Annotated in this window: 19 protein-coding genes and 2 pseudogenes; 5 read left to right on the top strand and 16 right to left on the bottom strand. The window is 38.1% G+C overall.

Annotated elements, in window-relative coordinates:
• The first annotated feature begins 53 nt into the window (after positions 1-53).
• The 3 genes from AC6H0A_RS05985 (at position 54) to AC6H0A_RS05995 (ending at position 3,667) form a co-directional block, all read left to right on the top strand.
• Positions 54-1,892 (top strand): DEAD/DEAH box helicase, encoded by a 1,839-nt coding sequence (locus AC6H0A_RS05985; protein ID WP_005642660.1) that lies wholly within the window; start codon positions 54-56, stop codon positions 1,890-1,892.
• Between the two features lie 169 nt (positions 1,893-2,061).
• Entirely contained in the window at positions 2,062-3,513 is a 1,452-nt protein-coding gene (gene mltF, locus AC6H0A_RS05990; protein ID WP_044233172.1) for a membrane-bound lytic murein transglycosylase MltF, read from the top strand.
• Between the two features lies 1 nt (position 3,514).
• Entirely contained in the window at positions 3,515-3,667 is a 153-nt protein-coding gene (locus AC6H0A_RS05995; RefSeq protein WP_005631066.1) for a hypothetical protein, read from the top strand.
• 82 nt (positions 3,668-3,749) lie between these two features.
• Here the strand turns inward: AC6H0A_RS05995 and AC6H0A_RS06000 are convergent, their stop codons facing one another.
• From AC6H0A_RS06000 to arsC, 4 genes and pseudogenes are all read right to left on the bottom strand, one after another.
• Positions 3,750-4,361, bottom strand: coding sequence for a YagU family protein (locus AC6H0A_RS06000; RefSeq protein ID WP_046949901.1), 612 nt, complete (start codon positions 4,359-4,361; stop codon positions 3,750-3,752).
• Between the two features lie 142 nt (positions 4,362-4,503).
• Positions 4,504-4,798: pseudogene (locus AC6H0A_RS06005) on the bottom strand (DUF5377 family protein).
• A 23-nt stretch (positions 4,799-4,821) separates the two neighbouring features.
• Positions 4,822-5,067, bottom strand: coding sequence for an alternative ribosome-rescue factor A (locus tag AC6H0A_RS06010; RefSeq protein WP_005642667.1), 246 nt, complete (start codon positions 5,065-5,067; stop codon positions 4,822-4,824).
• Between the two features lie 67 nt (positions 5,068-5,134).
• Positions 5,135-5,485, bottom strand: a complete 351-nt coding sequence (arsC, locus tag AC6H0A_RS06015; RefSeq protein WP_005642668.1) for an arsenate reductase (glutaredoxin) — start codon at positions 5,483-5,485, stop codon at positions 5,135-5,137.
• Positions 5,486-5,562: 77 nt separating this feature from the next.
• Between arsC and AC6H0A_RS06020 the strand changes: the two genes are divergently transcribed.
• Positions 5,563-6,612 carry an AI-2E family transporter gene (locus AC6H0A_RS06020; RefSeq protein ID WP_005642669.1) on the top strand — a complete coding sequence of 350 codons (1,050 nt, stop codon included), beginning with the start codon at positions 5,563-5,565 and terminating at the stop codon, positions 6,610-6,612.
• Positions 6,613-6,709: 97 nt separating this feature from the next.
• On the opposite strand, the gene secF is transcribed toward AC6H0A_RS06020, so the two are convergent.
• The 11 genes and pseudogenes from secF to uvrA all read right to left on the bottom strand — a co-directional run bounded on the left by secF (position 6,710) and on the right by uvrA (position 21,973).
• Positions 6,710-7,684 carry a protein translocase subunit SecF gene (gene secF / locus AC6H0A_RS06025; RefSeq protein WP_044233175.1) on the bottom strand — a complete coding sequence of 325 codons (975 nt, stop codon included), beginning with the start codon at positions 7,682-7,684 and terminating at the stop codon, positions 6,710-6,712.
• Between the two features lie 10 nt (positions 7,685-7,694).
• Entirely contained in the window at positions 7,695-9,545 is a 1,851-nt protein-coding gene (gene secD, locus AC6H0A_RS06030) for a protein translocase subunit SecD (RefSeq protein ID WP_005642672.1), read from the bottom strand.
• 69 nt (positions 9,546-9,614) lie between these two features.
• A complete protein-coding gene (yajC, locus tag AC6H0A_RS06035; RefSeq protein WP_005642673.1) occupies positions 9,615-9,908 on the bottom strand; it encodes a preprotein translocase subunit YajC in 294 nt (97 codons plus the stop codon).
• Between the two features lie 109 nt (positions 9,909-10,017).
• Positions 10,018-10,239: a sulfurtransferase TusA family protein gene (locus AC6H0A_RS06040; RefSeq protein WP_005642675.1), complete on the bottom strand. Its 222-nt coding sequence runs from the start codon at positions 10,237-10,239 to the stop codon at positions 10,018-10,020.
• Positions 10,236-10,754, bottom strand: coding sequence for a hemerythrin domain-containing protein (locus AC6H0A_RS06045; RefSeq protein WP_044233177.1), 519 nt, complete (start codon positions 10,752-10,754; stop codon positions 10,236-10,238). Before AC6H0A_RS06045 ends, AC6H0A_RS06040 begins: the two co-directional genes overlap by 4 nt.
• 64 nt (positions 10,755-10,818) lie before the next feature.
• On the bottom strand, positions 10,819-11,967 hold the full coding sequence (gene tgt, locus AC6H0A_RS06050; protein WP_005645731.1) for a tRNA guanosine(34) transglycosylase Tgt: 1,149 nt from the start codon (positions 11,965-11,967) through the stop codon (positions 10,819-10,821).
• Between the two features lie 344 nt (positions 11,968-12,311).
• Positions 12,312-13,403 carry a tRNA preQ1(34) S-adenosylmethionine ribosyltransferase-isomerase QueA gene (queA, locus tag AC6H0A_RS06055; RefSeq protein WP_179230780.1) on the bottom strand — a complete coding sequence of 364 codons (1,092 nt, stop codon included), beginning with the start codon at positions 13,401-13,403 and terminating at the stop codon, positions 12,312-12,314.
• Between the two features lie 185 nt (positions 13,404-13,588).
• Positions 13,589-14,032, bottom strand: a complete 444-nt coding sequence (locus tag AC6H0A_RS06060) for an ACP-like domain-containing protein (RefSeq protein WP_005642681.1) — start codon at positions 14,030-14,032, stop codon at positions 13,589-13,591.
• A gap of 144 nt (positions 14,033-14,176) precedes the next feature.
• Positions 14,177-17,670, bottom strand: a pseudogene (locus tag AC6H0A_RS06065) (autotransporter outer membrane beta-barrel domain-containing protein); the annotation flags it as partial.
• A 99-nt stretch (positions 17,671-17,769) separates the two neighbouring features.
• Entirely contained in the window at positions 17,770-18,843 is a 1,074-nt protein-coding gene (locus tag AC6H0A_RS06070) for a S6 family peptidase (RefSeq protein WP_005642698.1), read from the bottom strand.
• A 298-nt stretch (positions 18,844-19,141) separates the two neighbouring features.
• Positions 19,142-21,973, bottom strand: a complete 2,832-nt coding sequence (uvrA, locus tag AC6H0A_RS06075) for an excinuclease ABC subunit UvrA (protein WP_005642700.1) — start codon at positions 21,971-21,973, stop codon at positions 19,142-19,144.
• Positions 21,974-22,127: 154 nt separating this feature from the next.
• Here uvrA and AC6H0A_RS06080 point away from each other — a divergent pair, with 154 nt between their 5' ends.
• On the top strand, positions 22,128-22,631 hold the full coding sequence (locus tag AC6H0A_RS06080) for a single-stranded DNA-binding protein (RefSeq protein ID WP_005642702.1): 504 nt from the start codon (positions 22,128-22,130) through the stop codon (positions 22,629-22,631).
• Positions 22,632-22,698: 67 nt separating this feature from the next.
• Here AC6H0A_RS06080 and AC6H0A_RS06085 read toward each other — a convergent pair whose 3' ends face one another.
• Positions 22,699-24,561, bottom strand: coding sequence for a monovalent cation:proton antiporter-2 (CPA2) family protein (locus AC6H0A_RS06085; RefSeq protein ID WP_179230779.1), 1,863 nt, complete (start codon positions 24,559-24,561; stop codon positions 22,699-22,701).
• Between the last annotated feature and the right edge of the window lie 3 nt (positions 24,562-24,564).

The raw sequence follows: 24,564 nt of genomic DNA on the forward strand, positions 1-24,564 counted from the left end.
TTAATAAACCGAAGGCCTCTTTGAGCTTTCCTTATTTATATTCGAGTATTTTAATGACTGACAAAATTACTTTTAATGACTTAGGCTTACCTGAGTTCATCTTAAAAGCTGTTTCTGACTTAGGTTTTGAAACCCCTTCTCCAATTCAACAAGAATGTATCCCGCATTTGCTCAGTGGCAATGATGTGCTAGGTATGGCACAAACAGGTAGTGGTAAAACCGCTGCTTTTGCACTGCCTTTATTAGCACAAATCGATCCAAGTGAAAAACATCCACAAATGTTAGTGATGGCACCTACTCGCGAACTTGCTATTCAAGTTGCCGATGCGTGCGAACAATTTGTTAAATATGCTCATGGCTCCCGCATTGTTACCTTATATGGTGGCCAACGTTATGACATCCAGCTTCGTGCATTAAAACAAGGCGCACAAGTGGTAGTGGGTACACCAGGTCGTATTCTTGACCATATTCGCCGTGGAACATTAAATCTTTCAGAACTTCGTTTTATCGTATTAGATGAAGCAGATGAAATGCTACGTATGGGTTTCATTGATGATGTAGAAACCGTCATGGCAGAATTACCAGAAAATCACCAAACAGCGTTATTCTCTGCAACAATGCCTGAACCGATCCGTCGTATTACGAAACGTTTTATGAATGATCCGAAAGAAGTGAAGATCAAAGTTAATAACGAAAATGCTCCAGATATCGACCAAAGTTGTTGGTATGTGCACGGCGTGCGTAAAAATGAAGCCCTTCTTCGTTTCTTAGAAGTGGAAGATTTTGATGCCACGATTATCTTTGCTCGCACTAAAACAGGTACTTTAGACATTACAGAACTACTTGAAAAAAATGGTTTCCGTTCTGCCGCACTTAATGGTGATATGACACAACAATTGCGCGAACAAACCCTCGATCGCTTACGTAACGGCAGTTTAGATATCGTTGTGGCAACCGATGTGGCCGCACGCGGTATTGATATTGAACGTATCAGCCTTGTGGTGAACTACGACATTCCGCTTGATGCAGAATCTTATGTACACCGAATTGGCCGTACTGGTCGTGCAGGTCGTTCTGGTCGTGCTTTATTGTTCGTTGAACCTCGCGAGCGTCGTTTACTTCGTAATATTGAACACCTAATGAAAAAAGGTATCAATGAAGTAGAATTGCCAAATCATCTTGTGTTACAAGAATGCCGCCGCAAAAAATTCGTCACAAAAATTACGAAACAACTCGAGCATCACGATTTAGAACAATATCGTAGTTTATTAGAAGACTTATTCACAGCCGAGCAGGATCAAGAAGATATTGCTGCAGCAATGTTAATGTTGTTACAAGGCAAACAAAAATTAATTCTTCCTCCAGATCCGCCAATGGAAAAACGTCGTCGTGAACGTAATGAACGCGGTGATCGACGTGAAAATCCACGTTCAGCTGAACGTCGTGGCGAACGTAAAGGCTACGGCAATCCACAACCAATGGATTTATATCGTATTGAAGTGGGTCGTGCGGATGGTGTAGAAGTTCGCCATATCGTGGGGGCAATTGCTAACGAAGGTGATATCAATAGCCGCTATATTGGTCATATCAAACTTTATGATGATCACACTACCGTTGAATTGCCACAAGGTATGCCGAAAGAATTATTGCAACAATTCGGTAAAACACGCGTATTGAATAAACAAATGCAAATGTCTTTCTTAGGTGAGGTGAAGTCTGATAGTCCGCGTGGCAGCGATGATTTTAACGGTAAACGTAAAGGCCGTGGTGGCGATTTCCGTGGAGAACGCGGACGTAATGAACGCACTGATGACAATCGTGGAAATCGTAAATTTAATGAAAAAAGTAACCGCACTTTTAGCGATAAACCACGCCGTGATCGCCGAGGATAATATCCTTAAGATATAACGAATAGTGCTGTTTCCTAATGTTTTTGCATCATTTAAAATTTAGCACTATTGATAAAGTAGAATTAGCCCCTTGAACCTCAAGGGGCTTTTTATTGTCTATTGCTTAAATTCTGGCTACAATCCCGCAAAATTTTTATATAGGAAAAAATCATTGAAAGGTCTCTTTTTACGTATTATTACTGCCTTGGCTTTATTGCTTTGGGCTATTGATATGGTATTCCCATGGCAATTTCTACGCCATGCTGAAGAAAACCACTATACAGTAATTCAAGAACGAGGCTCACTCATTGTGGGCACAATGAACAACCCTATTTCTTATTTTATCAATAAAGACGGCGAACGAGGCTTTGAATATGAATTGGCTAAAGCATTTGCTGATTCATTAAGTGTAGAACTCGAAATTAAAACTTTCGATAATCAAGAACAATTATTTAATGAGTTAGATAAGCATAATATTGATTTAGCTGCGGCTCACCTTTTATATCATCCTAATAATACAGAACGTTTCCAAATTGGCCCAGCATATCATTCAGCTTCATGGCAATTAGCTTATCGAAAAAATGAACAACGCCCTAAAAATCTAGGCGATATCAAGAAAGAAATTTATATCGCTAACAATTCATCATTGGAAGAAACACTAAAAGAATTACAAAAACAATATCCACAATTAACTTGGAAAAGAAATCAAGCGTTTACTCAAGAAGAACTATTACTACAGCTGTCTGAAGGTAAAATTCCTTATGTCATTGCTAATTCCATTGATATTACTGCGATCCAACAAATCAAACCAGAATTAGTCATTGCCTTTGATATTACTGATGAAGCAAACATTCACTGGTATTTACCAAATAATGCCTACAATGATCTGCAAGCTGCCTTACTCAATTTTATGAATAATGCACAAGAAACAGGGCTAGTAGATAATTTAAAAGAAAAATATTTAGGGCATATTTCACAATTTGATTACGTGGATACTCGCTCTTATATGAACGCAATTGAAAATACACTGCCACAATTCTCACCGCTCTTTGAAAAATACAAAGGTGAATTAGATTGGCGATTACTCGCGGCCATCGCTTATCAAGAGTCTCATTGGAATCCTGATGCAACATCACCTACAGGCGTTCGTGGCATAATGATGTTAACTAAAGATACCGCGCAACATATGAACATCAGCGATAGAACAGATCCTGAACAAAGCATTAAAGCGGGATCAGAATATTTACACTGGCTGATTAATCAAATTCCAGAAACCATTGAAAAAGAAGAAAGAATTTGGTTTGCCTTAGCCGCCTATAACATGGGACTAGGCCACTTAATTGATGCACGTCGTTTAACTAAAAACCTTGGAGGAAATCCAGATAATTGGCTCGATGTGAAAAAAAATCTGCCTTTATTAGCAGAAAAACGCTATTATTCCCAACTGAAATACGGCTATGCGCGAGGCTATGAAGCCCATCAATATGTAGAAAATATTCGCCGCTATATGAATAGCATTGTGAATTATCATCGGGTCCAAGAAAATCAAACAACAAATGATAATGCCAACAATGAAAGTGCGGTTGAAAATTCAGAAGAAATAAAAGGAAAAAAGGATAAATAAAATGTTAAAACGCAAAACTTTTCTTAAAAAGAAAACCAATTTACAACAAACCTCTTTATCACGTAATCTACGTTTGAGACGCTTGAAACACCGAAAACAACAGCAATTTGCGAGACATTCATTACAATTTGTCGTACAAGAAATTTGTTGTTAATTAAAGCATCTCTATCCAACAAAAAACGGGTTAAAACTTATTAGTCTTAACCCGTTTTTTATCAAAATTTATACTGTTTAGCTTAAGCTAAAGGAATCTCCGCATCTGGCTCGCCAGTTAAGCGATTACGTAAATCGCGACGAATAACCTCGATAGTCCAGAACCAGAAAATATGACCAACTAATTCTGAAATATGTTCATATAGTGGCCATTCTGCAACTGGTGGTGTTAAACCTAGTGCTGGGAAGGTAATATAGTGCACGCAAATATTAGCAATAATCCCAGCGCCAATGCCTTGCCAAAATTTAATTTTTGGAAAACGTTCTGCGACTAAGCAATAACCAATCGCAAAAACTAAAGAAAAGATCATATGGGTAACACCAATCCAATTGAATGCATGATCCGCAAAGGTAAATGCAGCATCTGTTGGATCAATACCTAAATAATCACGTAAGAACACATGTGGTGGGTTTAAAAACGCACGGGAACATACTGCCAGCACTTGATCCTGAGTTAGACCAGTAATATCCACTTTACAAGCAGCCGCAAAGAAATCAATTGGACTACGTGGTGGAAATGGATGCTCGGCACCCCATTTAACAAAAGCAGAAATAATCCCTGCAACGATACCAACAAATACTGCCACGCCATAACGACGACGGTTTGCCGGACTTTGAGTAAAAATACCTGACATATTATTGCTCTCCAATAAAAGTAAAGAAAAAATAACCGCACTTTTACGTCATTGTTTATACAATTTAAAGTGCGATCCCTATTTTGTCGATATAATAAAATATGGGTAGAATACTAGAATGTTTTGTGGATTAGTCAAGTTATTATTCTGATTTCACACCAAGATTCCCAATTTTCACGCCTAATAATCCAATAAAAACGGGATCGAAATAATCACACAGAAATTTGAATAACTCATTTAGTTCTGTAAAAGAACGTTGAATTTTTATTTGATCTTCTAATTTACGAATGAACTCATAACGTACTCTATTTTCTTCAAAATATACAGTTAAAGTTAGGTAGATAGTTTCAAAAAAATGGCTTTTTGCCCCTTCTTCACCAGGAGCTAATGCGTACATTCCATGTATTATTAAATAGGACTTGAGGCTGATTTGACATTGTTATACTCCTTTTTACTATTTTTAGCCTAAGAAAAACCCGATTATAAAGTTTCTGTAATCAAAAAATTTATAATCGGGCTTTTCAAACATTTTCCCTGGATGTTTCGCTTTACGTTGGTAACTACCTTTCCCTTTACGTTTTTTCTCAACACGCTGGCGAAATAATTTATCATGCAATAATGCCATCACTGCATTATCTTTTATTACTCCTCGAGTATGCAAATAAACGGCTTCATTTTCAACCGCACTTTTTTGTTTCTTTCCCATAATTTTTCCTTAAAAAAGCCGCGGAAGGATTTCTGCGACGAGAGTATTATACGCACAAACGTTTAAATTACAAAATCTCAAGTACACTTTCTGGCGGACGCCCGATTTTAGCTTTATTACCATTGATAACAATTGGGCGTTCAATAAGCGCTGAATGTTCACTCATGGCTTTTAATAATTCAGCTTGAGAGAGTTCTAAATTATCTAAATTTAAGCTTTTATATAAATCATCTTTCGTACGCATCATTTGACGCACATCATCGATTCCTAATTTTTGGGCAATGCTTTGTAATTCATTAATGGAATACTGCTTTTGTAAATACAATTCAACGATTGGCTGAACACCTTGATTTTCTAATAATGCTAGCGTTTCACGACTTTTTGAACAACGAGGGTTGTGATAAATCACGACAGACATAGGATTTCCTCTTAGTAGCTATAAACACTATAAATTTTAACTTATAATGGCGAAAAATACTTATAGGAAAAGAAATTATGCTAGAAATGTTGAAAAGCTGGTACTCGCGTCGCTTAAGCGATCCACAAGCGATGGGACTATTAGCCATATTATTATTTGGCTTTATCTCCATTTATTTTTTTGGAAATTTAATCGCGCCTTTGTTGATTGCTCTAGTGTTATCCTATTTACTAGAAATGCCGATTAATTTTTTACATCAACATTTAAAATGCCCAAGAATATTAGCGACAATCATCATTTTTGGTGGCTTTATTGGACTAGCTACAATCTTCTTTTTAATCCTCATGCCAATGTTATGGAATCAAACAATTTCCTTATTAAGTGATTTACCCGCAATGTTTAATAAGCTCAATGAATGGTTACTAAACTTACCAGAGCATTATCCTGAGCTCATCGACTATTCAATGGTAGATTCTATTTTCAATTCTGTGCGAGAAAAAATCCTTGGTTTTGGTGAATCTGCTGTAAAACTTTCTTTAGCCTCCATCATGAACTTAGTTTCTTTAGGGATTTATGCCTTTTTAGTGCCGTTAATGATGTTTTTTATGTTGAAGGATAAATCAGAACTTTTACAAGGCGTGAGCCGTTTTTTACCGAAAAATAGAAACTTGGCTTTCAAAGTCTGGAAAGAAATGCAACAGCAAATCTCCAACTACATTCATGGAAAATTGTTAGAAATACTGATTGTCACGCTCATCACCTACATTATTTTCTTAATATTCGGGCTAAATTACCCGCTCTTATTGGCTTTTGCGGTGGGGCTTTCAGTTCTCGTTCCTTATATTGGCGCAGTAATTGTCACGATTCCTGTTGCATTGGTTGCGTTATTCCAATTTGGAATCAGCCCAACATTTTGGTATATCATCATCGCTTTTGCTGTGAGTCAGCTCTTAGATGGAAACTTACTCGTCCCTTATTTATTTTCTGAAGCAGTGAATTTGCATCCATTGATTATTATCATTTCAGTATTAATTTTCGGCGGTTTATGGGGATTTTTGGGCGTATTCTTTGCAATTCCTTTAGCGACTTTAGTGAAAGCCGTTATAAATGCCTTACCTCAAGATTAAAAATCTAAATTAAAAAATTATACAAATAAAAAATAGTTAACCGTGAATTTTTGGTTAACTATTTTTTATTGAAGTTTATTCTAAGAATAGAATTTAACTAAGGTAATTCGTCAATTTCCTTATCTACTTTAGGCGGGATCATATGTTCACGGCGTAATCCAACATCGTACGCAATTGCGATTGCAATAAAGATTGAAGAATATGTACCAAATCCAATACCTACAAGTAACGCCAAAGAGAAGTTATGAATTGATGGACCGCCGAAAAAGAACAATGCAATAACAACAATTAATGTTGTCGCAGAGGTCATGATGGTTCTTGATAAAGTTTGCGTTAAAGAAACATCAATAATATCAATCGTATCTAGACGTCTTATTTTTCTGAAGTTTTCACGAACCCGGTCAAAGACCACAATACTATCGTTGATGGAGTAACCCACCACAGATAAAATCGCGGCTACAAAAGTAAGATCAATTTCAATTTGTAATGCAGAGAATACCCCTAGCGTAATAATTACATCGTGCGCAAGAGAGGCGATACCACCAAAGCCTAAACGCCATTCAAAACGTGACCCCACATAAATAAGCACCATTGCTAATGTCGCTAAAGTTGCATACACTGCACCTTGTGCTAATTCTTCACCGACATTTGGGCCAACGAACTCAATACTGTGAATTTGAATGTTTTTATCTACATTCTGTAGCATACTTTTGACTTGCTCACCAATAGCAGAATCATTATTACTTGCAGGTAAACGAATCATCACATCCTGAACCGAGCCTGTGGTTTGTACAATTGGGCTTTCAATTCCATTTTCGTGAAGTTTACTACGGATTTGTTCAAGGTTAGCGGATTGCGAGAAGTGAGTATCAAATACTACTCCACCAGTAAAATCTAAGCCCCAGTTAAATCCTTTGGTAATAATAAAAAATAGAGAAATTACCATTAAAAGAGCGGATAATATATAACCCCATTTACGCACTTTCATAAATTCGGTCAATGGGAACGGGAGCTTGATCCCATTGATTTCACGGATAAAATGTCCGTCTTTATCTTTTGTAAAAAGTTTCATCATTTCCCGCCTAAATTAATAATTTTTTAAGTTGTTTACCACCGTAAAGGGCATTAACTAATGCGCGAGTTCCTGTAATCGCGGTAAACATAGAAATCGCAACACCAAGTGAAAGCGTAATCGCAAATCCTTGGATTGGACCTGTTCCCACAGCATACAAGATAATTGCAGTTAAAATTGTCGTTAAATTCGCATCAAAAATAGAGGTAAACGCGCCGTTGTAACCTTCGTTGATTGCTTGTTGAATTGGGCGACCATTACGAATTTCTTCTTTAATGCGCTCAAAAATCAACACGTTTGCATCCACCGACATACCTAATGTTAATACGATACCAGCAATCCCTGGCATGGAAAGTGTCGCACCAGGTAAAATAGACATTAAACCCACTAACAACACAATATTAATGACCAAAGCAAAACTTGCGATAATACCGAACATTTTGTAGTAGAACAGCATAAAGATAATCACAGCGATGAGTCCCCAGAAACTTGCATTAATTCCTTGTTCCACATTTTGTGCGCCTAAAGATGGGCCAATTGTACGTTCTTCGACAATTTGAATTGGCGCAATTAATGCCCCAGATTTCAATAAGGTAGAAAGGTTATGCGCTTCTGCAATACTATCGACACCGGTAATTTGGAAGTTAGAGCTGAAACGACCTTGGATCGTCGCCACATTAATCACTTCCTCATGTTTTTCTAGAATGGTTTTACCATTTTCGTCTTTTTTACCGTTATCTTTATATTCAACATAAAGCGTCGCCATTGGTTTCTTATAATATTTTTTGGTGGTTTGAGACATAATCTCACCACCTTCACTATCCAAGGTTACACTCACTTGCGGAGTGCTTGAATGCTGATCTAAACCAGAACTTGAATTAATAATATGCTCACCACCTAATACCGCGCGTTTAAATAATGCAACAGGATGACCTTGGCGATCATATTTAACTTCCGAATCAGCTGGCAACATATTACGAGAAATTGCATCGGTCATAACATTTTGATTTACGATACGAAACTCAAGCGTTGCAGTTGCCCCTAAAATTTCTTTTGCGCGAGCAGTATCTTGAACACCTGGTAATTCAATTACAATACGCTCAGCGCCTTGACGTTGAATAACTGCTTCAGATACCCCTAATTCAGCAACACGTTTACGTAAAATCGTTAAGTTTTGCTCAATAGCTAAGTCGCGTGCTTCATTTAATGCTGAAGTTGAAAGACCTAAATTGATACTATCATTATCCAACTCTGTGATATCTAAGGTTGGATGCAACTGATGAATAATACGTTCCGCTTTAGAACGTTGACTTGCATCAGCCAATGTGACAGAAGTACCAAAATGCTCAGTATTTTTAATTGCCGTATATTGAATTTTTTCTTTGCGAAGTTCGTTACGTAAACTGTCTTGTAATTGCTCTTGGCGTTTTACAAGTGCAGCATTCATATCAACTTCCATCAAAAAACGAACCCCACCACGTAAGTCTAATCCCCATTTCATTGGGTTAGCACCAAACATGCTTAACCAAGCTGGAGTGGCAGGCGCAAGATTTAATGCAGTGGTGTAATTATTGCCAAGACGTTCGGAAATTTTATCTTTAGCGAGGAGTTGATCATCGGTATTAGTGAAACGAGCTAGAATTGAGCCGTTCTCAAGCACGATAGATTTGGTTGGAAGATTGTTGGTTTTAAGCACATCTTGAACTTGTCCAAGCACGCTAGTATTCGCTTCTTGACCGCGCGTACCAGAAATTTGAACCGCAGGATCTTCGCCATAAATATTTGGAAGAGAATATAAAATCCCGATGGCTACAATAAAAATCACCATCAAATTCTTCCATAATGGATAACGGTTTAACATAGTTTTCCTTTTATTTTCTAACGCACAGAGCCACAATTCGTGGCTCTGGAAAATAATTTAACATTACTCTTAAAGTGATTTTAATGAACCTTTAGGAAGAACGCTCACAATGTAGTTACGATTAATCGTAATTTCTGTCGCGTCGTTTAACGCAATCACGATGCTATCGCTACCTTCAGTTACTTTAGTAATTTTGCCGATTAAACCACCAGCAGTTAAAACTTCAGTACCCTTTGCAAGCTCAGACATCAATTTTTTATGTTCTTTATTGCGTTTAGCTTGCGGGCGATAAATCATAAAGTAAAAAATTAAACCAAAAATCACGAAAATAAATAACGTGGACATCGGGTTTTGTGCTTCCATTGTATGTTTTCCTTGTTAATTTAAGTTAAAAATTGCGCTTAAAATACCATAAATTGGCTTATTGGGAAAGGTGAACCACACTCAATATCCTACGTTATGGCGATTAATTTTATTTTTTCAAGATAACGATAAATTCTTTTTCCGAAGCGTAATATTGCTCGACCAAAGCAACAGAATTTTCCTTTGCAAAAATAGAAAAATTTTCTACCGCACTTTCAAGGTTTAAGCTCAACATTAGCTCATCATTTTTATCCAAATTTTTTAAGGCTTTTTTGGCACTTAAAATAGGAATTGGACATCGAAGTGCGGTTAAATTGAGCTGATATTTCATTCTTTAATTTGACGACGAGCACTCATGTTCTTGCCCATTTCAGCCAAAATATCCGTACTTAAGCATTCACGTCCCATTTCAAATAGCGGTTCTTCTAACGCAATATGACGATCATAACCTTGAATAAAGCGTTCAATTAAATGTTCATCAATATTTTGACGTTGTTCAGAAATAAGTTCTTCTAACTGCGCAGATAGTGCATTCCAATTTTCATGCAAATATTCATGCTGTTTTTCTAATTCATCAATGGAGCTTTGTGCTTGCGGAGCCACTTTGACTAATTGAGGGAAAAAATCTAATTCTTCATCCTCATGATGTAACGGTGCGGCACGATTGAAATAAGTTAAAATCTGGTCAACATCATTTAACACAGCCTGAGTATAACCATGTTTTTCTAGATAATCAGGCAAAATACTTAACTGACGACAAAAACGTTTTACCTTGCTATGACAGGCATAAAGCATTTCAATAGGTTCATTCCATGTGGCAAATTGTTGAGGTTCAAGAATTTGCATAAGGTTTCCTTTGTTAAAAAGTGCGGTCAAAAAACGCTTCATTTTTCTACCGTACTTTCATCAATTATGATTTATCCGCTAATTGTAATGGTGGAACAGGTTTGCCCATGCGAGCATAAAATTCCACAACAAAATCATCAAAACGATCATCTTCAATCGCTTGACGAATCTCAGCCATTAAACGTTGATAATAGCGTAAATTGTGAATGGTATTTAAGCGTGCACCTAAAATTTCACCGCATTTATCTAAATGATATAAATAGGCTTTGGTGTAGTTTTTACAGGTGTAGCAATCACATTCAGGATCCAACGGGCTGGTATCATCACGGTATTTTGCATTACGGATTTTAACAATGCCGTCAGTCACGAATAAATGGCCGTTACGTGCGTTACGAGTTGGCATTACGCAGTCGAACATATCAATACCACGACGCACGCCTTCCACTAAATCTTCTGGTTTACCCACGCCCATTAAATAGCGCGGTTTATCAGCGGGAATTTGTGGGCATATGTATTCTAAAATGCGGTGCATGTCTTCTTTGGGTTCGCCTACCGCTAAACCGCCCACCGCATAACCGTCAAAGCCAATATTCACTAAGCCTTCTAATGATACTTTGCGTAATTCTTCAAATACGCCACCTTGAATAATACCAAATAGGGCATTTTTATTGCCTAATTCATCAAAGCGATCGCGACTACGCTTCGCCCAACGAAGAGACATTTCCATGGATTTTTTCGCATAATCGAAAGTCGCTGGATAAGGCGTACATTCATCGAAAATCATCACGATGTCAGAGCCTAAATCATATTGAATTTCCATGGATTTTTCAGGTGAAAGGAAAATGCGCTCACCGTTAATTGGATTTTGGAATTTCACGCCTTCTTCGGTAATTTTACGTAATTTACCTAAACTAAATACTTGGAAACCGCCACTGTCAGTCAAAATCGGGCGATGCCATTGCATAAAGTCGTGTAAATCACCGTGTTTACGCATCACCTCTTGTCCAGGACGAAGCCATAAATGGAAGGTGTTACCCAGTAAAATCTCTGCACCTGTCGCACGCACTTCTTCTGGTGTCATGCCTTTTACGGTGCCATAAGTGCCCACTGGCATAAATGCAGGGGTTTCTACACTGAACGTGCCTTGTGGACGTTCAAATACCAAGCGACCACGACGAGCATTGCCGCTTGTTTTATCTAATTCATACTTCATTTTTGCTCCAACGAATAAACAGTTCGAAGATTTTTTTAAACAAAAAAGCCTGTTAAAAAATACAGGCTTTGTGCTATCATATTTCCAATGCTCTTTGAGCAGAGGCGGATCTGCTAAAATCAGTCCGCCAGTACGCACCTGACGGGCTGTTTGAGTAGATCCTTCATTTGTAATTAAATTGAGGATAAAAACTATGATTAATCTCATTATTAAACTAATCATTGTTATTCTACTTTGCCTACTATTGAAAGGTAGCGCTGGCTAGGTAGATTCTCCGACAAGGGATGGTTACCGCCATCTCTTGTTCTTTATTGTATGTGCTGACTAATTACAAGTCAAACAACTTATTCCAATCCTCTCACATTAGAATTTTTATTAATAAACATCGCATCGCCATAACTAAAGAAACGATATTTTTCTTGCACTGCATATTTATACGCATTCATAGTATTTTTATAGCCAGCAAAAGCTGAAACTAACATTATCAATGTGCTTTCAGGTAAGTGGAAATTAGTAATTAAACAATCCACTACTCGGAATTTTTTTCCTGGATAAATAAAAATAGAGGTATCAGAAAAATAAGGCTCAATTAAATCTGGATTGCCAAATTCTTCTGCAGAAAGCGCCGCACTTTCAATAGAACGAACAGAAGTGGTTCCTACTGCAATAACACGTTTACCCGCTTTTTTTGTTACAATAATTGCATTGCAAACTTCTTGGGAAACTTCTACATATTCTGTATGCATCATATGATCTTCAATATTTTCGACACGAACTGGCTGGAATGTTCCTGCGCCCACATGCAATGTGACAAATTCAAAATTCACACCTTTCTTTTTAAGTTTTTCAAGCAAGGGGTCATCAAAATGTAAGCCTGCTGTTGGTGCTGCTACCGCACCTGGGACTTTACTATAAACAGTTTGATAACATTCTTGATCTGCTTCCTCATCTGGACGGTCGATATAAGGCGGCAATGGCATATGTCCAATGGCTTGCAACACATCTAAAAGAGCGGTTGATTTATCACTTAATTCCACTTCAAACAATGCACCATGACGCGCTGTCATGACCGCTTTAATGACATTATTTTCGCCTAATTTATCTTCACCTAAAAATAATTCAGCCCCTTCTTTGGGTGATTTTGATGAACGAATATGTGCTAAGAAACGATACTCATCTAGCATGCGTTCAACTAAAACTTCAATTTTTCCACCGCTGGCTTTACGCCCAAACATCCTTGCAGGAATGACGCGAGTATTATTGAAAATCAATAAATCGCCTTCATCAATTAAATCCAATACATCTGAAAAGGTGCGGTCAATTACCGCGCCATTTTCCCCATTCAAATGCAATAAACGGCAAGATGCTCTATCCTCTTTTGGATAGCGAGCAATAAGTTCATCAGGTAAATCGAAATTAAAATCTGAAACACGCATAATAAAGTTTAGGTTAAATAAAATAGGCGGTAAGTCTAGTTTGAATCGGGGATGATCTCAAGAAAAAATAAAAATCTTATCTTCTATCATAGTTAAACTTTTTTATTTATCTATTAAGGTGATGCAAGTTAAGAAGTATTTAAGATAGAAAAATAGCTAGCAATTACGCTAGCCATTTTGATGAATTATAAATTTGCTTTTTTAGTTGCTTTTGCGTTTACATCACAATTTTTGATGATGATCTTATCGGTAGTTTTGCCTTTTTGAATTAAATTCACTGGCACAACAGAATCAAATTTATCTAAAGTTAAACCACTATCTACATTCCAAACATAGTCACCAGAAGTGAAACTTGTAAAATCGTTTTGTGATTTATCACGAGCAAAATCTTTTGCAATAATTTTGTTACCTAAACTAACCATTGCCGCAACTGGCTCTTGGTTTTCAAATTGATACACTGCAGTCACAGTTTTTTTATTACAAGAATAAACTACTGTTTTGTCAGTAATAGTTGACGCAGTTTGAGCAGCCATTTGAGTCGATGCTTTTTCCATTACTGGCGCTTCTTTTGCACATGCAGACAATACAACAGCGGCAGCAATTGCCGGTAAAACTTTAGTAAAGTTCATTATTAAATCCTCTTAATTAAGCCCCAATCTGGGGCGCTACTTAGATATGTTAAATAAAATAAAGTTCTATTTTAAAGTAAAAATTTGTTGAGATAAAAACTAAACAACTCGTCAAACAAATCCAACCTATCTACAAATAATGTTTTACCAACGATAGCCTAATTTCAAGCCTATATTGTGCTGTTTACTTAATTGCGAACCTTGCGATTGTGAAATAACAGCAGAAAATTGGAAATGTAAAATTTCCGTATTTAATCCAAGCTCTTTTTGCCAATAACGTCCAAATGGCTGTTGTAATGTAGCACTATTCACTTTGATCTGCATATTAGCATTAGATGCATCAACATAATTCACGGAGAAATAAGGCTTAACTGTGATGTTATTAGTTGGTGTAAAAGTATAATCGACCCGTACACCTGTATTATAGCGATTAAATGCAAGGCTAGGTGTTTGAACTATCACTCCTTCCGATTGATAGTTTTCACGTTCAATAAAATAGCGATTCCCCCCCAAATAAGGCTGAATACCTAATTGCCCTAAGCGGAACTGATAACTTGCATTTACACCATAATTTACCACTTTACGATAAATTTTTCGGCTTTGTTCTCCTGCTGTTTTACTTACACTGCTCCCCATTCCTACGCTTACACCGAACTGGAAATCCTTCCATTGATATTGAGCAAATCCCGATAGCATCATCAGTGTAGTATAATTTTTAACTTGCTCATCAAAGGTATTATCCGAACGGCTATGTGAGAAAACTGCCCCAATTCGTCCATTACCTAACGCTTTTTGCATCCCAATTTGACGCAAGTTAGTTTTCTGCTTATAAGCACGGAACGCATCAGAATCACAGCGTCTTTTATCCTGTACGATATTTGTCCACACCATAGGCTGCGTTTGCTCCACAAAAAGACGATCCAATTCATCTTGAACGGAAAGTATACCATTTACTGTAGCTGACAATTCCGATAACGCATTGTTTGAGTATTTGCTAATTAAATTTTTTTGTTTGAGCTGTTTTTTAGCTTCTATTCTTGCTTGCTCTTCCTGAGCTTTGCGTTTTTCTGCCTCAATACGTTCGTGCTCTTCTTGAGCTTTACGTTTCTCGGCTTCAATACGCTCTGCTTCTTCTTGAGCTTTACGTTTCTCAGCTTCAATACGTTCTTGCTCTTCTTGAGCTTTACGTTTCTCGGCTTCAATGCGTTCTTGCTCTTCTTGAGCTTTGCGTTTCTCGGCTTCAATGCGTTCTGCTTCTTCTTGAGCTTTACGTTTCTCAGCTTCAATACGTTCTTGCTCTTCTTGAGCTTTGCGTTTCTCGGCTTCAATACGATCAGCTTCCGCTTGTTTTAATTCTGCTTCTTTAATTGGGCTGTAAAGTCGATATTGATTACCGTCTTTAATTAACTCGTAACGCCATGCCCCCGCATCAACATATTGATTGGTTAATAAACATCTAATCCAGTCGTAGGCATTGTTCTTAGTGAGATGAGAGTAAGGTGATCGAGTCTCGTTGGTTCTGCACCTGTGTTACGAACATTGAGTTTAAATGTCCCTTGTGCTTGCCCATTGACCTGCAACTTATCGCCTAAATATTGATTCAAATGAGTAAGATAATTAAATGTTCCAGAACCATTTAAATCTCCATTAATCGTTAATGTATTAAATTGGTTACGGTTAGTTTCTTTCGCAAAATCAGGATTTAATGTGACTTCACTATTATTTAAAGCAAGATTACCTAATATTGTGCTCGTCGGCATTGTCCATTGTGATTGGTTTAAAGACACATGTGTGCCATTCTCACCTGTAATTTGATGATCAAATCTTGCATTATTAAATTTAAGCTGTGCAGAATGAGTTAATTGTGCATCACCTATTAAATTAGCATCATCTACGATAGAGTCAGCTTGATCTCGCAAAATTAAATTACCTTGATGAGTGGCTTTATTGATTAAACGGTAAGTCGAATATTCTTGTGCGGTTAGATTACCCGTTAATTGAGAATGATCCATCGTCATTTCACCAATATTCGATAAACTAACTGAACCATTGATTTGAGACGCGTCACTAACATTCACTCGTCCAGTTGAGCGAACATTACCATCGATAATTGATCTGGTAATATCTGCAGCCGATCTTTCCGTGGTAAGGTCAAGTAATCCATCCAAACGAGCATTATTGGAAAGAGTGATTCTATTGTTTCCTAAAGAACTCAAACTACCTGAATGTGCCGATTGATCTTTAAAAGTATAGGAGGCATTTTGGCTTAAAGTGACGCTACCATTCACCCGTGCGCTATTTGTCGCGGTTAATTCATTGTCCTTCGTCGCTTGAATATTTCCATTAACGGTGGAAGAATCGATGTTTAAATTCGCATTATCTTCAAGATGAATAGAACCAGTTGTAGCGGCGTGGTTAGTAATATTAATGTTGGTATCATTATAGGCAAGCATATCTCCAGTCATAGTGGCATCATTAATACTTGCTTGAACATTGCCATCAAGATGAATATCGCCTGCTTGGTTAGCTTTATAAGTTAAGTGATATTCACTATCAGAGTGGGCGTAAACAGCCCCATTAAGAGAAACTAATCCATTCACATTTAATCGAGCATGATCGGATAGTGAAATATGTCCATTAACTTGTGTAGTAGGAATAGATTTAATCACAGATGGTTCGGTAAGATTAACGGATTGACAAGTTGTTGCGCCCGTCCAATCAGAGCGAATACAAATTGTGTTTTCTTGATTTGGGATCACGCCAAAAGTAACCGATGTATTATTGCTAATATTCCATCCGTCTTTAATAGAAGAAACATTGCGAGAAACAAATGTATTACCATTCTGAATGTTAAAATTTCCAGCAACGAAAGAACGATTAATCCAATCATCATCCATTACCACTTCACCGCGTTTTGTGCCTTCCATTTTGGCATGGTGCGGATTTAAATGGTTATAAGCGTGTGGAGTAGGGCGACCGCTGAAAATTAAGTTGCCCCCGTTTTGGGTGATATTACCTTTTAGATTGGTGCCACCAGAAAATAAAAGATGATTTTCTTGATTGGTTGGAGAATAATTAACATTTAAACGCCCCGTGTTTTTTGCATCATCTTTATCGCCAAACCAACCATTAAAGGCAATGTCGCGTTTATTAGTAAGATCATTCTCTTTATTATTAATGATGTTGCTTCCCGTAAGGGTAATATTGGATTCTTTGTTGGCATTATGATTGACTAACATTGCACCTTCATCAACGTTTTGAATACGAGTAAAGGTAAGGTCATTCCCATTTAAATCCAAACGTCCACCTCGGAACCCGAAGTAGATATTATTTGGATCGACCTGATCTGCACTATTAAGTTTTACGGTTGCTCGACCGCTCACAATCCCCACTTCTTTGAAGGCTTGTTTCTGACCATTTGTATCTGCTTTCTGATCTAAAATAACGGTTCCGTTACCAACACTAATGTCACCCAAATTTTTCCCTGTGCCGTTTACAAGTAGTGTGCCGATCCCAAGCTTAGAGAGACGATCACCTTCGGGGTTTTTTACCTGCCATTCAACGGTGGCGTCTTCCCCAATAGAAACACCTGCGCCCTGCCAAGTTATATTATTTTCACTTGGTTTAACGGTGAAATCACCTTCAAAGTAAATCCCGCCAGCACCTTGATTGACATTATTTGCAATAGTAAGTATGCCTTTCCCCATGTCGCCTAAATAAATAGTTTTACCATTATGTTACGCAGGAGACCAGGGATTCGGTCCACCATAACTTGGGGATATATCGCCATTTTGATCTCGGGCTTTCTCGAGAAGAGTGCTCTTATACAGCCCCACTTCTTTAGGCTTTCTTCCATTTTGAGAGATGGTACCTTTCCCGTCCTCTACGGTTTTAAAGACGTAATGGGCATTATTGGCAAATTCTCTTATCGTTGTGTCATTATTTTGCACTTCTTCAAGGTACTCTTGGCGAGCAACTTGGTATCCATTGCCTACCGCTGCGTAAGGGTGTCCTTCACGCAACACGCCATTTAATAACCACTTGCCTTTATCTTTATCATAAATAAACATAGGGGATCCGCTATCGCCTTGCGCCCCCGCAATCGGTAATGGTCCATATTCATTAGGGTTTTGTACACGTCCATTAAGATAAAGATCGCCGTTTCTTGTACCGCCATCCATAAAGGTATTACCTCCTGTCAGCCATGTACCACCATAAGCTAAGTCACCATTGGTTTCATTATTATCATTCTTCCAATATTGGTGTCCGCTTCCTGCGCGTACTCGCATAGGATATTTTTTTAAGTCAGTGTAAACATTACCGTGAGTGTTTGTTACCATCTCAATTGGTGCGACTTCTGTTACAAACTTAGCAAGACGAGGATGTTGGTAATCCGTCATAAATGGATGTCGAGCATCATTGACATAGTTATATCGTTTAACAACTAGATATTTATAGTTATGTCGATCGGGATTGCGTCCAAACTCACCAAAATCGACATCTTGATATCCCACGTTGTGCGCCACACTCACTAAATGTTGATCGCCCACTAGTGTGGCATAACCACCTTTTGCAAGCGAAGATAAATCAGGCATTGGCACACCTTTCATCATAGTACCAATCATTTCACCTTTCTTGTTATAAATGTCAATATTTTGCGCACCAACCGTAAACTTACCTTTGTTTTCAGCAAAGTCACGATAGTATTGATAATTGATGCCAAAATAAGTATGTCCTGCCCAAGCTTGCGATACTATCCCTAATGAAATGCAAACAGTTAAAAAATTAAAACGAAATATAGTTTTTTTCATAAGATTTACTCAATAAACAATTTGTTATGTATAAAACTTATAGTTAAACATTAAAAGTGCGGTAATTTTCTGAAAAGATTTCAGATAAAAACTGAAAGGTTTAGGAGAAAATGAAGGTTAAGAATTATACATCATTAAATAAGCAATCGTCAGGAACTTTGGTTACCGATTGATAGGTAATATTATCGCCCTATATAATATTGGGAATAACTTTTACAAATAGAGATTAAATTAAACCTACATATAGCAAATAAAATCACCGCACTTTATATCTACGTTCTATAAAGTGCGATAATTTTTAACGTTTTTCCAAAATTGGTTTAAGGAATCTCGCTGTATGAGATCCTTCGACTTTAGCTACTTCTTCAGGCGTGCCAGTAGCAATAATTTGTCCGCCACCGCTTCCCCCTTCAGGACCAAGATCGACAATCCAGTCTGCCGTTTTAATCACATCAAGATTATGTTCAATTACGACGATAGTATTTCCTTGGTCGCGTAATCGATGCAATACTTCAAGTAATTGCTTAATGTCAGCAAAATGCAAACCTGTAGTCGGCTCATCTAGAATATACAAGGTTTTACCCGTATCACGTTTAGAAAGCTCAGTCGCTAGCTTAACGCGCTGCGCTTCACCGCCTGAAAGTGTTGTGGAAGATTGGCCTAATCGAATATAGGATAATCCCACATCCATCAAGGTTTGTAATTTTCTTGCAATCATTGGAATCGCATCAAAAAACTCGCGAGCCTCTTCCACCGTCATATCCAAAACTTGATGAATCGTTTTGCCTTTGTAACGAATTTCTAAGGTTTCGCGGTTATAGCGTTTACCTTTACATTGGTCGCAAGGAACATAAACATCGGGTAAAAAATGCATTTCAACTTTGAGTACACCGTCGCCCTGACAAGCTTCACAGCGTCCACCTCGTACGTTAAAGCTAAAACGTCCTGGATTATAACCACGAGCACGTGCTTCTGGCACGCCTGCAAAAAGTTCACGAATCGGGGTAAATAAGCCTGTATAAGTGGCTGGATTTGAACGTGGCGTACGTCCAATCGGGCTTTGGTTAATATCAATAACCTTATCGAAATACTCTAATCCCTCGATAGATTGATAAGGTGCATAATCCGTCTTTTCTGCTCGATTTAATGCATTTTGCGCAAGTGGAAATAAAGTATCATTAATGAGTGTTGATTTTCCTGAGCCTGATACACCGGTTACGCAAGTAAACAAACCAACGGGAATATCTAAATTCACATTTTTTAAGTTATTACCTGATGCTCCTTTAAGTTTGAGCCATTTTTTCTTATCAAGTGCGGTGCGTTTTTTAGGAATTTCGATTTTATCTGCACCCGATAAAAATTTTCCCGTGATGGAATTTGGATTCAGCATAATTTCATCGGCATTTCCTTGCGCAATAACTTGCCCGCCATGCACGCCAGCACCAGGTCCAATATCAATAATATGGTCAGCCGCACGAATCGCGTCTTCATCGTGTTCCACAACAATTACCGTATTACCAAGATTACGCAGATGAATTAACGTATTAAGTAAGCGTTCATTATCACGTTGGTGCAAGCCAATCGAAGGTTCGTCTAATACATACATTACACCAACAAGTCCCGCACCAATTTGACTAGCAAGGCGAATACGTTGTGCTTCACCGCCTGAAAGAGTTTCAGCAGAACGAGAAAGAGAAAGATAATTCAAACCAACATTGACTAAGAACTGCAAACGCTCGCGAATTTCTTTAAGAATTTTTTCTGCAATTTGCGCTTTTTGACCACTTAAAGAAAGTGCGGTAAAAAATTCGAGCGTTTCACCAATACTTTTTTCCGCGATCATTGGTAAATTCGTTTTTCCAATATACACATTACGCGCTTCTGGTCGTAAACGAGATCCGCCACAATCTGCGCAAGGTCGATTGCTAATATTTTTCGCTAATTCTTCTCGCACCGACATTGATTCCGTTTCTTTATATCGGCGAGCCATATTATTCAAAATACCTTCAAAAGGATGCTTGCGAATAACCACATCGCCACGATCATTCATATATTGGAATTCAATTTCCTCTTTGCCTGAACCATGCATAATGATGTGTTGAATTTTCTTTGGCAAAGATTCATAGGGCGTTTCAACATCAAAATTATAATGTTTCGCCAATGAGGTGAGCATTTGATAATAATAGAAATTACGACGATCCCAACCTTTCACCGCACCACCAGCAAGGGAAATAGTTGGATTTTGCACCACACGATCTTCATCAAAATATTGTTGCATACCCAAACCATCACAAGTAGGGCAAGCTCCAGCAGGGTTATTAAAGGAAAATAAACGAAGTTCTAATTCTGGCACAGAATAACCACAATGCGGACAAGCAAAATTTGCCGAAAAAACTAATTCTTCCGCTTTCGGATTATCCATATCTGCCACAATCGCGGTGCCACCTGAAAGCTCTAATGCGGTTTCAAAAGACTCAGCTAAACGTGTTGCTAAATCTGACCGCACTTTAAAGCGATCCACCACCACTTCAATAGTATGTTTTTTCTGTAATTCTAATTTGGGCGGATCAGATAAATCGCAAATTTCGCCATCAATACGTGCACGAATGTAACCTTGTGCAGCAATATTTTCTAAAATCTTAACGTGTTCGCCTTTTCGATTTTTGACAACTGGCGCAAGTAACATCATCTTGCTGTCTTCTGGCAAACTTAATACCTTGTCCACCATTTGACTAATCGTTTGTGCAGTTAATGGAACATCATGATCTGGACAACGCGGTTCACCTACTCGAGCAAACAATAAACGTAAATAATCGTAAATTTCCGTAATTGTTCCCACCGTAGAACGTGGATTGTGTGAGGTAGATTTTTGTTCAATGGAAATTGCAGGGGAAAGCCCCTCAATAGAATCCACATCAGGCTTTTCCATTAAAGATAAAAACTGACGTGCATATGCTGAAAGAGATTCAACATAGCGGCGCTGCCCTTCTGCATAAAGTGTATCAAACGCTAAAGAGGATTTTCCCGAACCTGAAAGCCCAGTAATCACCACAAGTTTATTGCGTGGAATAGTCAGATTAATATTTTTCAGGTTATGGGTTCGCGCCCCGCGAATATCGATATTTTCCATAAAATAACTCAAAAGGATGAAATAAGTTTAAATTCTGCGATCATTATCGCATATTTTAATATCTGTGCAAATATCCAGTTAAAATATATAGATCTTTTGAAAAATTTCAGGCAAAATAACCGCACTTTTTTAGATAAAAAATGAGGTTTTTTTTATGGCTGGAGTTAATAAAGTCATTATCGTGGGTCATCTAGGCAATGATCCTGAAATTCGTACCATGCCAAATGGCGATGCCGTAGCAAATATTAGCGTAGCGACTAGTGAAAGCTGGAATGACCGCAATACTGGCGAGCGCCGTGAAGTAACGGAATGGCATCGCATTGTATTCTATCGTCGTCAAGCGGAGATTTGCGGTGAATATTTACGCAAAGGCTCTCAAGTATATGTGGAAGGTCGTCTAAAAACGCGTAAATGGCAAGATCAAAATGGTCAAGATCGTTACACCACAGAAATTCAAGGTGATGTAATGCAAATGCTTGGTGGGCGTAATCAAGCTGGTGGCTACCCTAGTGATATGGGATCTGCGCCACAACCTTCTTACCAAGCTCGTCAAACTAACAATGGTGGTAGTTATCAATCATCTCGTCCAGCACCACAACAAGCTGCACCACAGGCTGAGCCACCAATGGACGGATTCGATGACGATATCCCGTTCTAATTCAAACGGACTCAAACAAAAAGGAAGCAATTTGCTTCCTTTTTAGTTGAAATGTATTGAAATCCTTTTAAGAATTATTATTTGACGTTTCTTCAGATTCCTCAATCAATATTCCTGCGGTTTCATCATTTAATGCCTGAGCATCGATATGAGGTTTAATGAATGGTTTTGGCGTCCAATATTTTTTCAAGATTTCATTAGAAAAACCATGCAAAACTTCCTCATTTAGGCGTTCTTGATCCAATGCTCTCACTTCTTTAATAACTTCATCAGCCTCAATCTTATCAATACCAAGTTTCATCAATGTTGCTTGGCTAAGTGCAATGGCGGATTCAAAAGTTTCACGTACAATAAAATCCACATCTTGCTTAATTAGGCTCACCGTCGTTTTTCTATCATAAGTGCGGGTTAAAATCGGCAAGTTTGGATAAGCCTCTTTAAGTTGGCTCACAATCGTTTCAATGCGATCTGTATCATTAATACCAATTACCACACATTTAGCTTTTTCAATTCCCGCGGCGTAAAGTACATCCAAACGAATACCGTCACCATAATAGACTTTAAAACCAAATTTTGCCGCAGCACGGATATTTTCTATATTACGATCAATCACTGAAACGCTGATGCCTCGGATTAATAATGTTTGACATACGATTTGACTAAAACGACCAAAACCAATTACAAGCACGTTATCTTCTAAATCCTCAATAGGCGATAGCTCGCTCGTATCTGGTTGATTCGGCGATTTTCTCTCTCCACATTGCGCTAATTTACGCGTAATTTGTGTAATAAATGGAGAAAATAACATGGAAATAATTACTGCAGCAGTAAAAGTGGCGTTTTCATGGTTGCTCATTACGCCCGCACTTGTTGCGGCAGAGAAAAGTACGAAAGCAAATTCACCACCGTGTGCCAAGAGTGACATTCTTCCCACTGCTTCTCTATGTTCTAAGCGAGTAATTCGAGCAACAACATACACAGAAAGTCCTTTGCCAATAATGTAAAGGAATACAATTCCGAGTAATAATAACCAATGATTGAAAACTAAACGTAAATCCAACGACATGCCCACGCCCATAAAAAACAGGCCAAGCAATAAACCACGAAATGGCTCTATATCCGCTTCTAATTGATGGCGGAACGAAGACTCTGACAGCATAACGCCTGCTACAAATGCCCCCATTGCCATTGAAAGTCCGCCTATTTCCATGGCTAATGCTGCGCCAAGTACAACTAATAAAGCAGCCGCCGTCATCATCTCACGAATATGTGCTTTAGAAATTAATCGGAATAACGGATTCATTAACCATTTACCCGCGACAATCAAGCCGATTACCGCGCCTAATGCGATGCCGATTGACATCCAATCGGTATGAGTGCTTTCTTCAGAATGAGGCGCAAGAAATGCCACTGATGCCAATAATGGCACAATAGCAATATCTTCAAAAATTAAAGTCGAAATAATTCGCTGACCTTTAGATGTGCTGGTAATACAACGTTCTTCCAAAGTTTGCATCACAATAGCAGTTGAAGAAAGTGTAAATCCCATGCCTGCTATAAACGCGACTTCTTTCGGTAAATCGAGCAAATAAATTCCAGCTAAAGTAAGCAATACACCACACAATCCAACTTGTAATAACCCCCGCCCAAAAATTGCTTTTTTCATAGACCAAAGCCGTTCAGGGTGCATTTCAAGCCCAATAATGAACAAGAACATTACAACACCCAATTCAGCCAAATGCACGACCGAAGCCAGATCTTGAATAACACCGAAAACTGAGGGACCAATCATACAGCCTGCCACTAAATATCCTAGCACACTACCAAGCCCTAGGCGTTTAAATAACGGTACAATAGTCACGCTAGACGCAAGCAAAATTACGGTTTTAATCAGATCTGAATCGGCAAGATGGGCAACAGCATTTGACATAGA

Source organism: Haemophilus sp. THUN1692 (genome assembly GCF_059704395.1).

What these genes read in the sequence shown, in the direction of transcription:
- AC6H0A_RS06080 (WP_005642702.1), top strand. Translation starts at nt 22,128, where the DNA reads ATGGCTGGAGTTAATAAAGTCATTATCGTGGGTCATCTAGGCAATGAT.
- secF (WP_044233175.1), bottom strand. Translation starts at nt 7,684, where the DNA reads ATGAAACTTTTTACAAAAGATAAAGACGGACATTTTATCCGTGAAATC.
- queA (WP_179230780.1), bottom strand. Translation starts at nt 13,403, where the DNA reads ATGCGTGTTTCAGATTTTAATTTCGATTTACCTGATGAACTTATTGCT.
- AC6H0A_RS06010 (WP_005642667.1), bottom strand. Translation starts at nt 5,067, where the DNA reads ATGGGAAAGAAACAAAAAAGTGCGGTTGAAAATGAAGCCGTTTATTTG.
- AC6H0A_RS06085 (WP_179230779.1), bottom strand. Translation starts at nt 24,561, where the DNA reads ATGTCAAATGCTGTTGCCCATCTTGCCGATTCAGATCTGATTAAAACC.
- arsC (WP_005642668.1), bottom strand. Translation starts at nt 5,485, where the DNA reads ATGTCTGTCGTGATTTATCACAACCCTCGTTGTTCAAAAAGTCGTGAA.
- AC6H0A_RS06020 (WP_005642669.1), top strand. Translation starts at nt 5,563, where the DNA reads ATGCTAGAAATGTTGAAAAGCTGGTACTCGCGTCGCTTAAGCGATCCA.
- AC6H0A_RS05995 (WP_005631066.1), top strand. Translation starts at nt 3,515, where the DNA reads ATGTTAAAACGCAAAACTTTTCTTAAAAAGAAAACCAATTTACAACAA.
- AC6H0A_RS05985 (WP_005642660.1), top strand. Translation starts at nt 54, where the DNA reads ATGACTGACAAAATTACTTTTAATGACTTAGGCTTACCTGAGTTCATC.
- secD (WP_005642672.1), bottom strand. Translation starts at nt 9,545, where the DNA reads ATGTTAAACCGTTATCCATTATGGAAGAATTTGATGGTGATTTTTATT.
- yajC (WP_005642673.1), bottom strand. Translation starts at nt 9,908, where the DNA reads ATGGAAGCACAAAACCCGATGTCCACGTTATTTATTTTCGTGATTTTT.
- AC6H0A_RS06070 (WP_005642698.1), bottom strand. Translation starts at nt 18,843, where the DNA reads ATGAAAAAAACTATATTTCGTTTTAATTTTTTAACTGTTTGCATTTCA.
- AC6H0A_RS06000 (WP_046949901.1), bottom strand. Translation starts at nt 4,361, where the DNA reads ATGTCAGGTATTTTTACTCAAAGTCCGGCAAACCGTCGTCGTTATGGC.
- AC6H0A_RS06040 (WP_005642675.1), bottom strand. Translation starts at nt 10,239, where the DNA reads ATGAAATATCAGCTCAATTTAACCGCACTTCGATGTCCAATTCCTATT.
- tgt (WP_005645731.1), bottom strand. Translation starts at nt 11,967, where the DNA reads ATGAAGTATGAATTAGATAAAACAAGCGGCAATGCTCGTCGTGGTCGC.
- uvrA (WP_005642700.1), bottom strand. Translation starts at nt 21,973, where the DNA reads ATGGAAAATATCGATATTCGCGGGGCGCGAACCCATAACCTGAAAAAT.
- AC6H0A_RS06045 (WP_044233177.1), bottom strand. Translation starts at nt 10,754, where the DNA reads ATGCAAATTCTTGAACCTCAACAATTTGCCACATGGAATGAACCTATT.
- AC6H0A_RS06060 (WP_005642681.1), bottom strand. Translation starts at nt 14,032, where the DNA reads ATGAACTTTACTAAAGTTTTACCGGCAATTGCTGCCGCTGTTGTATTG.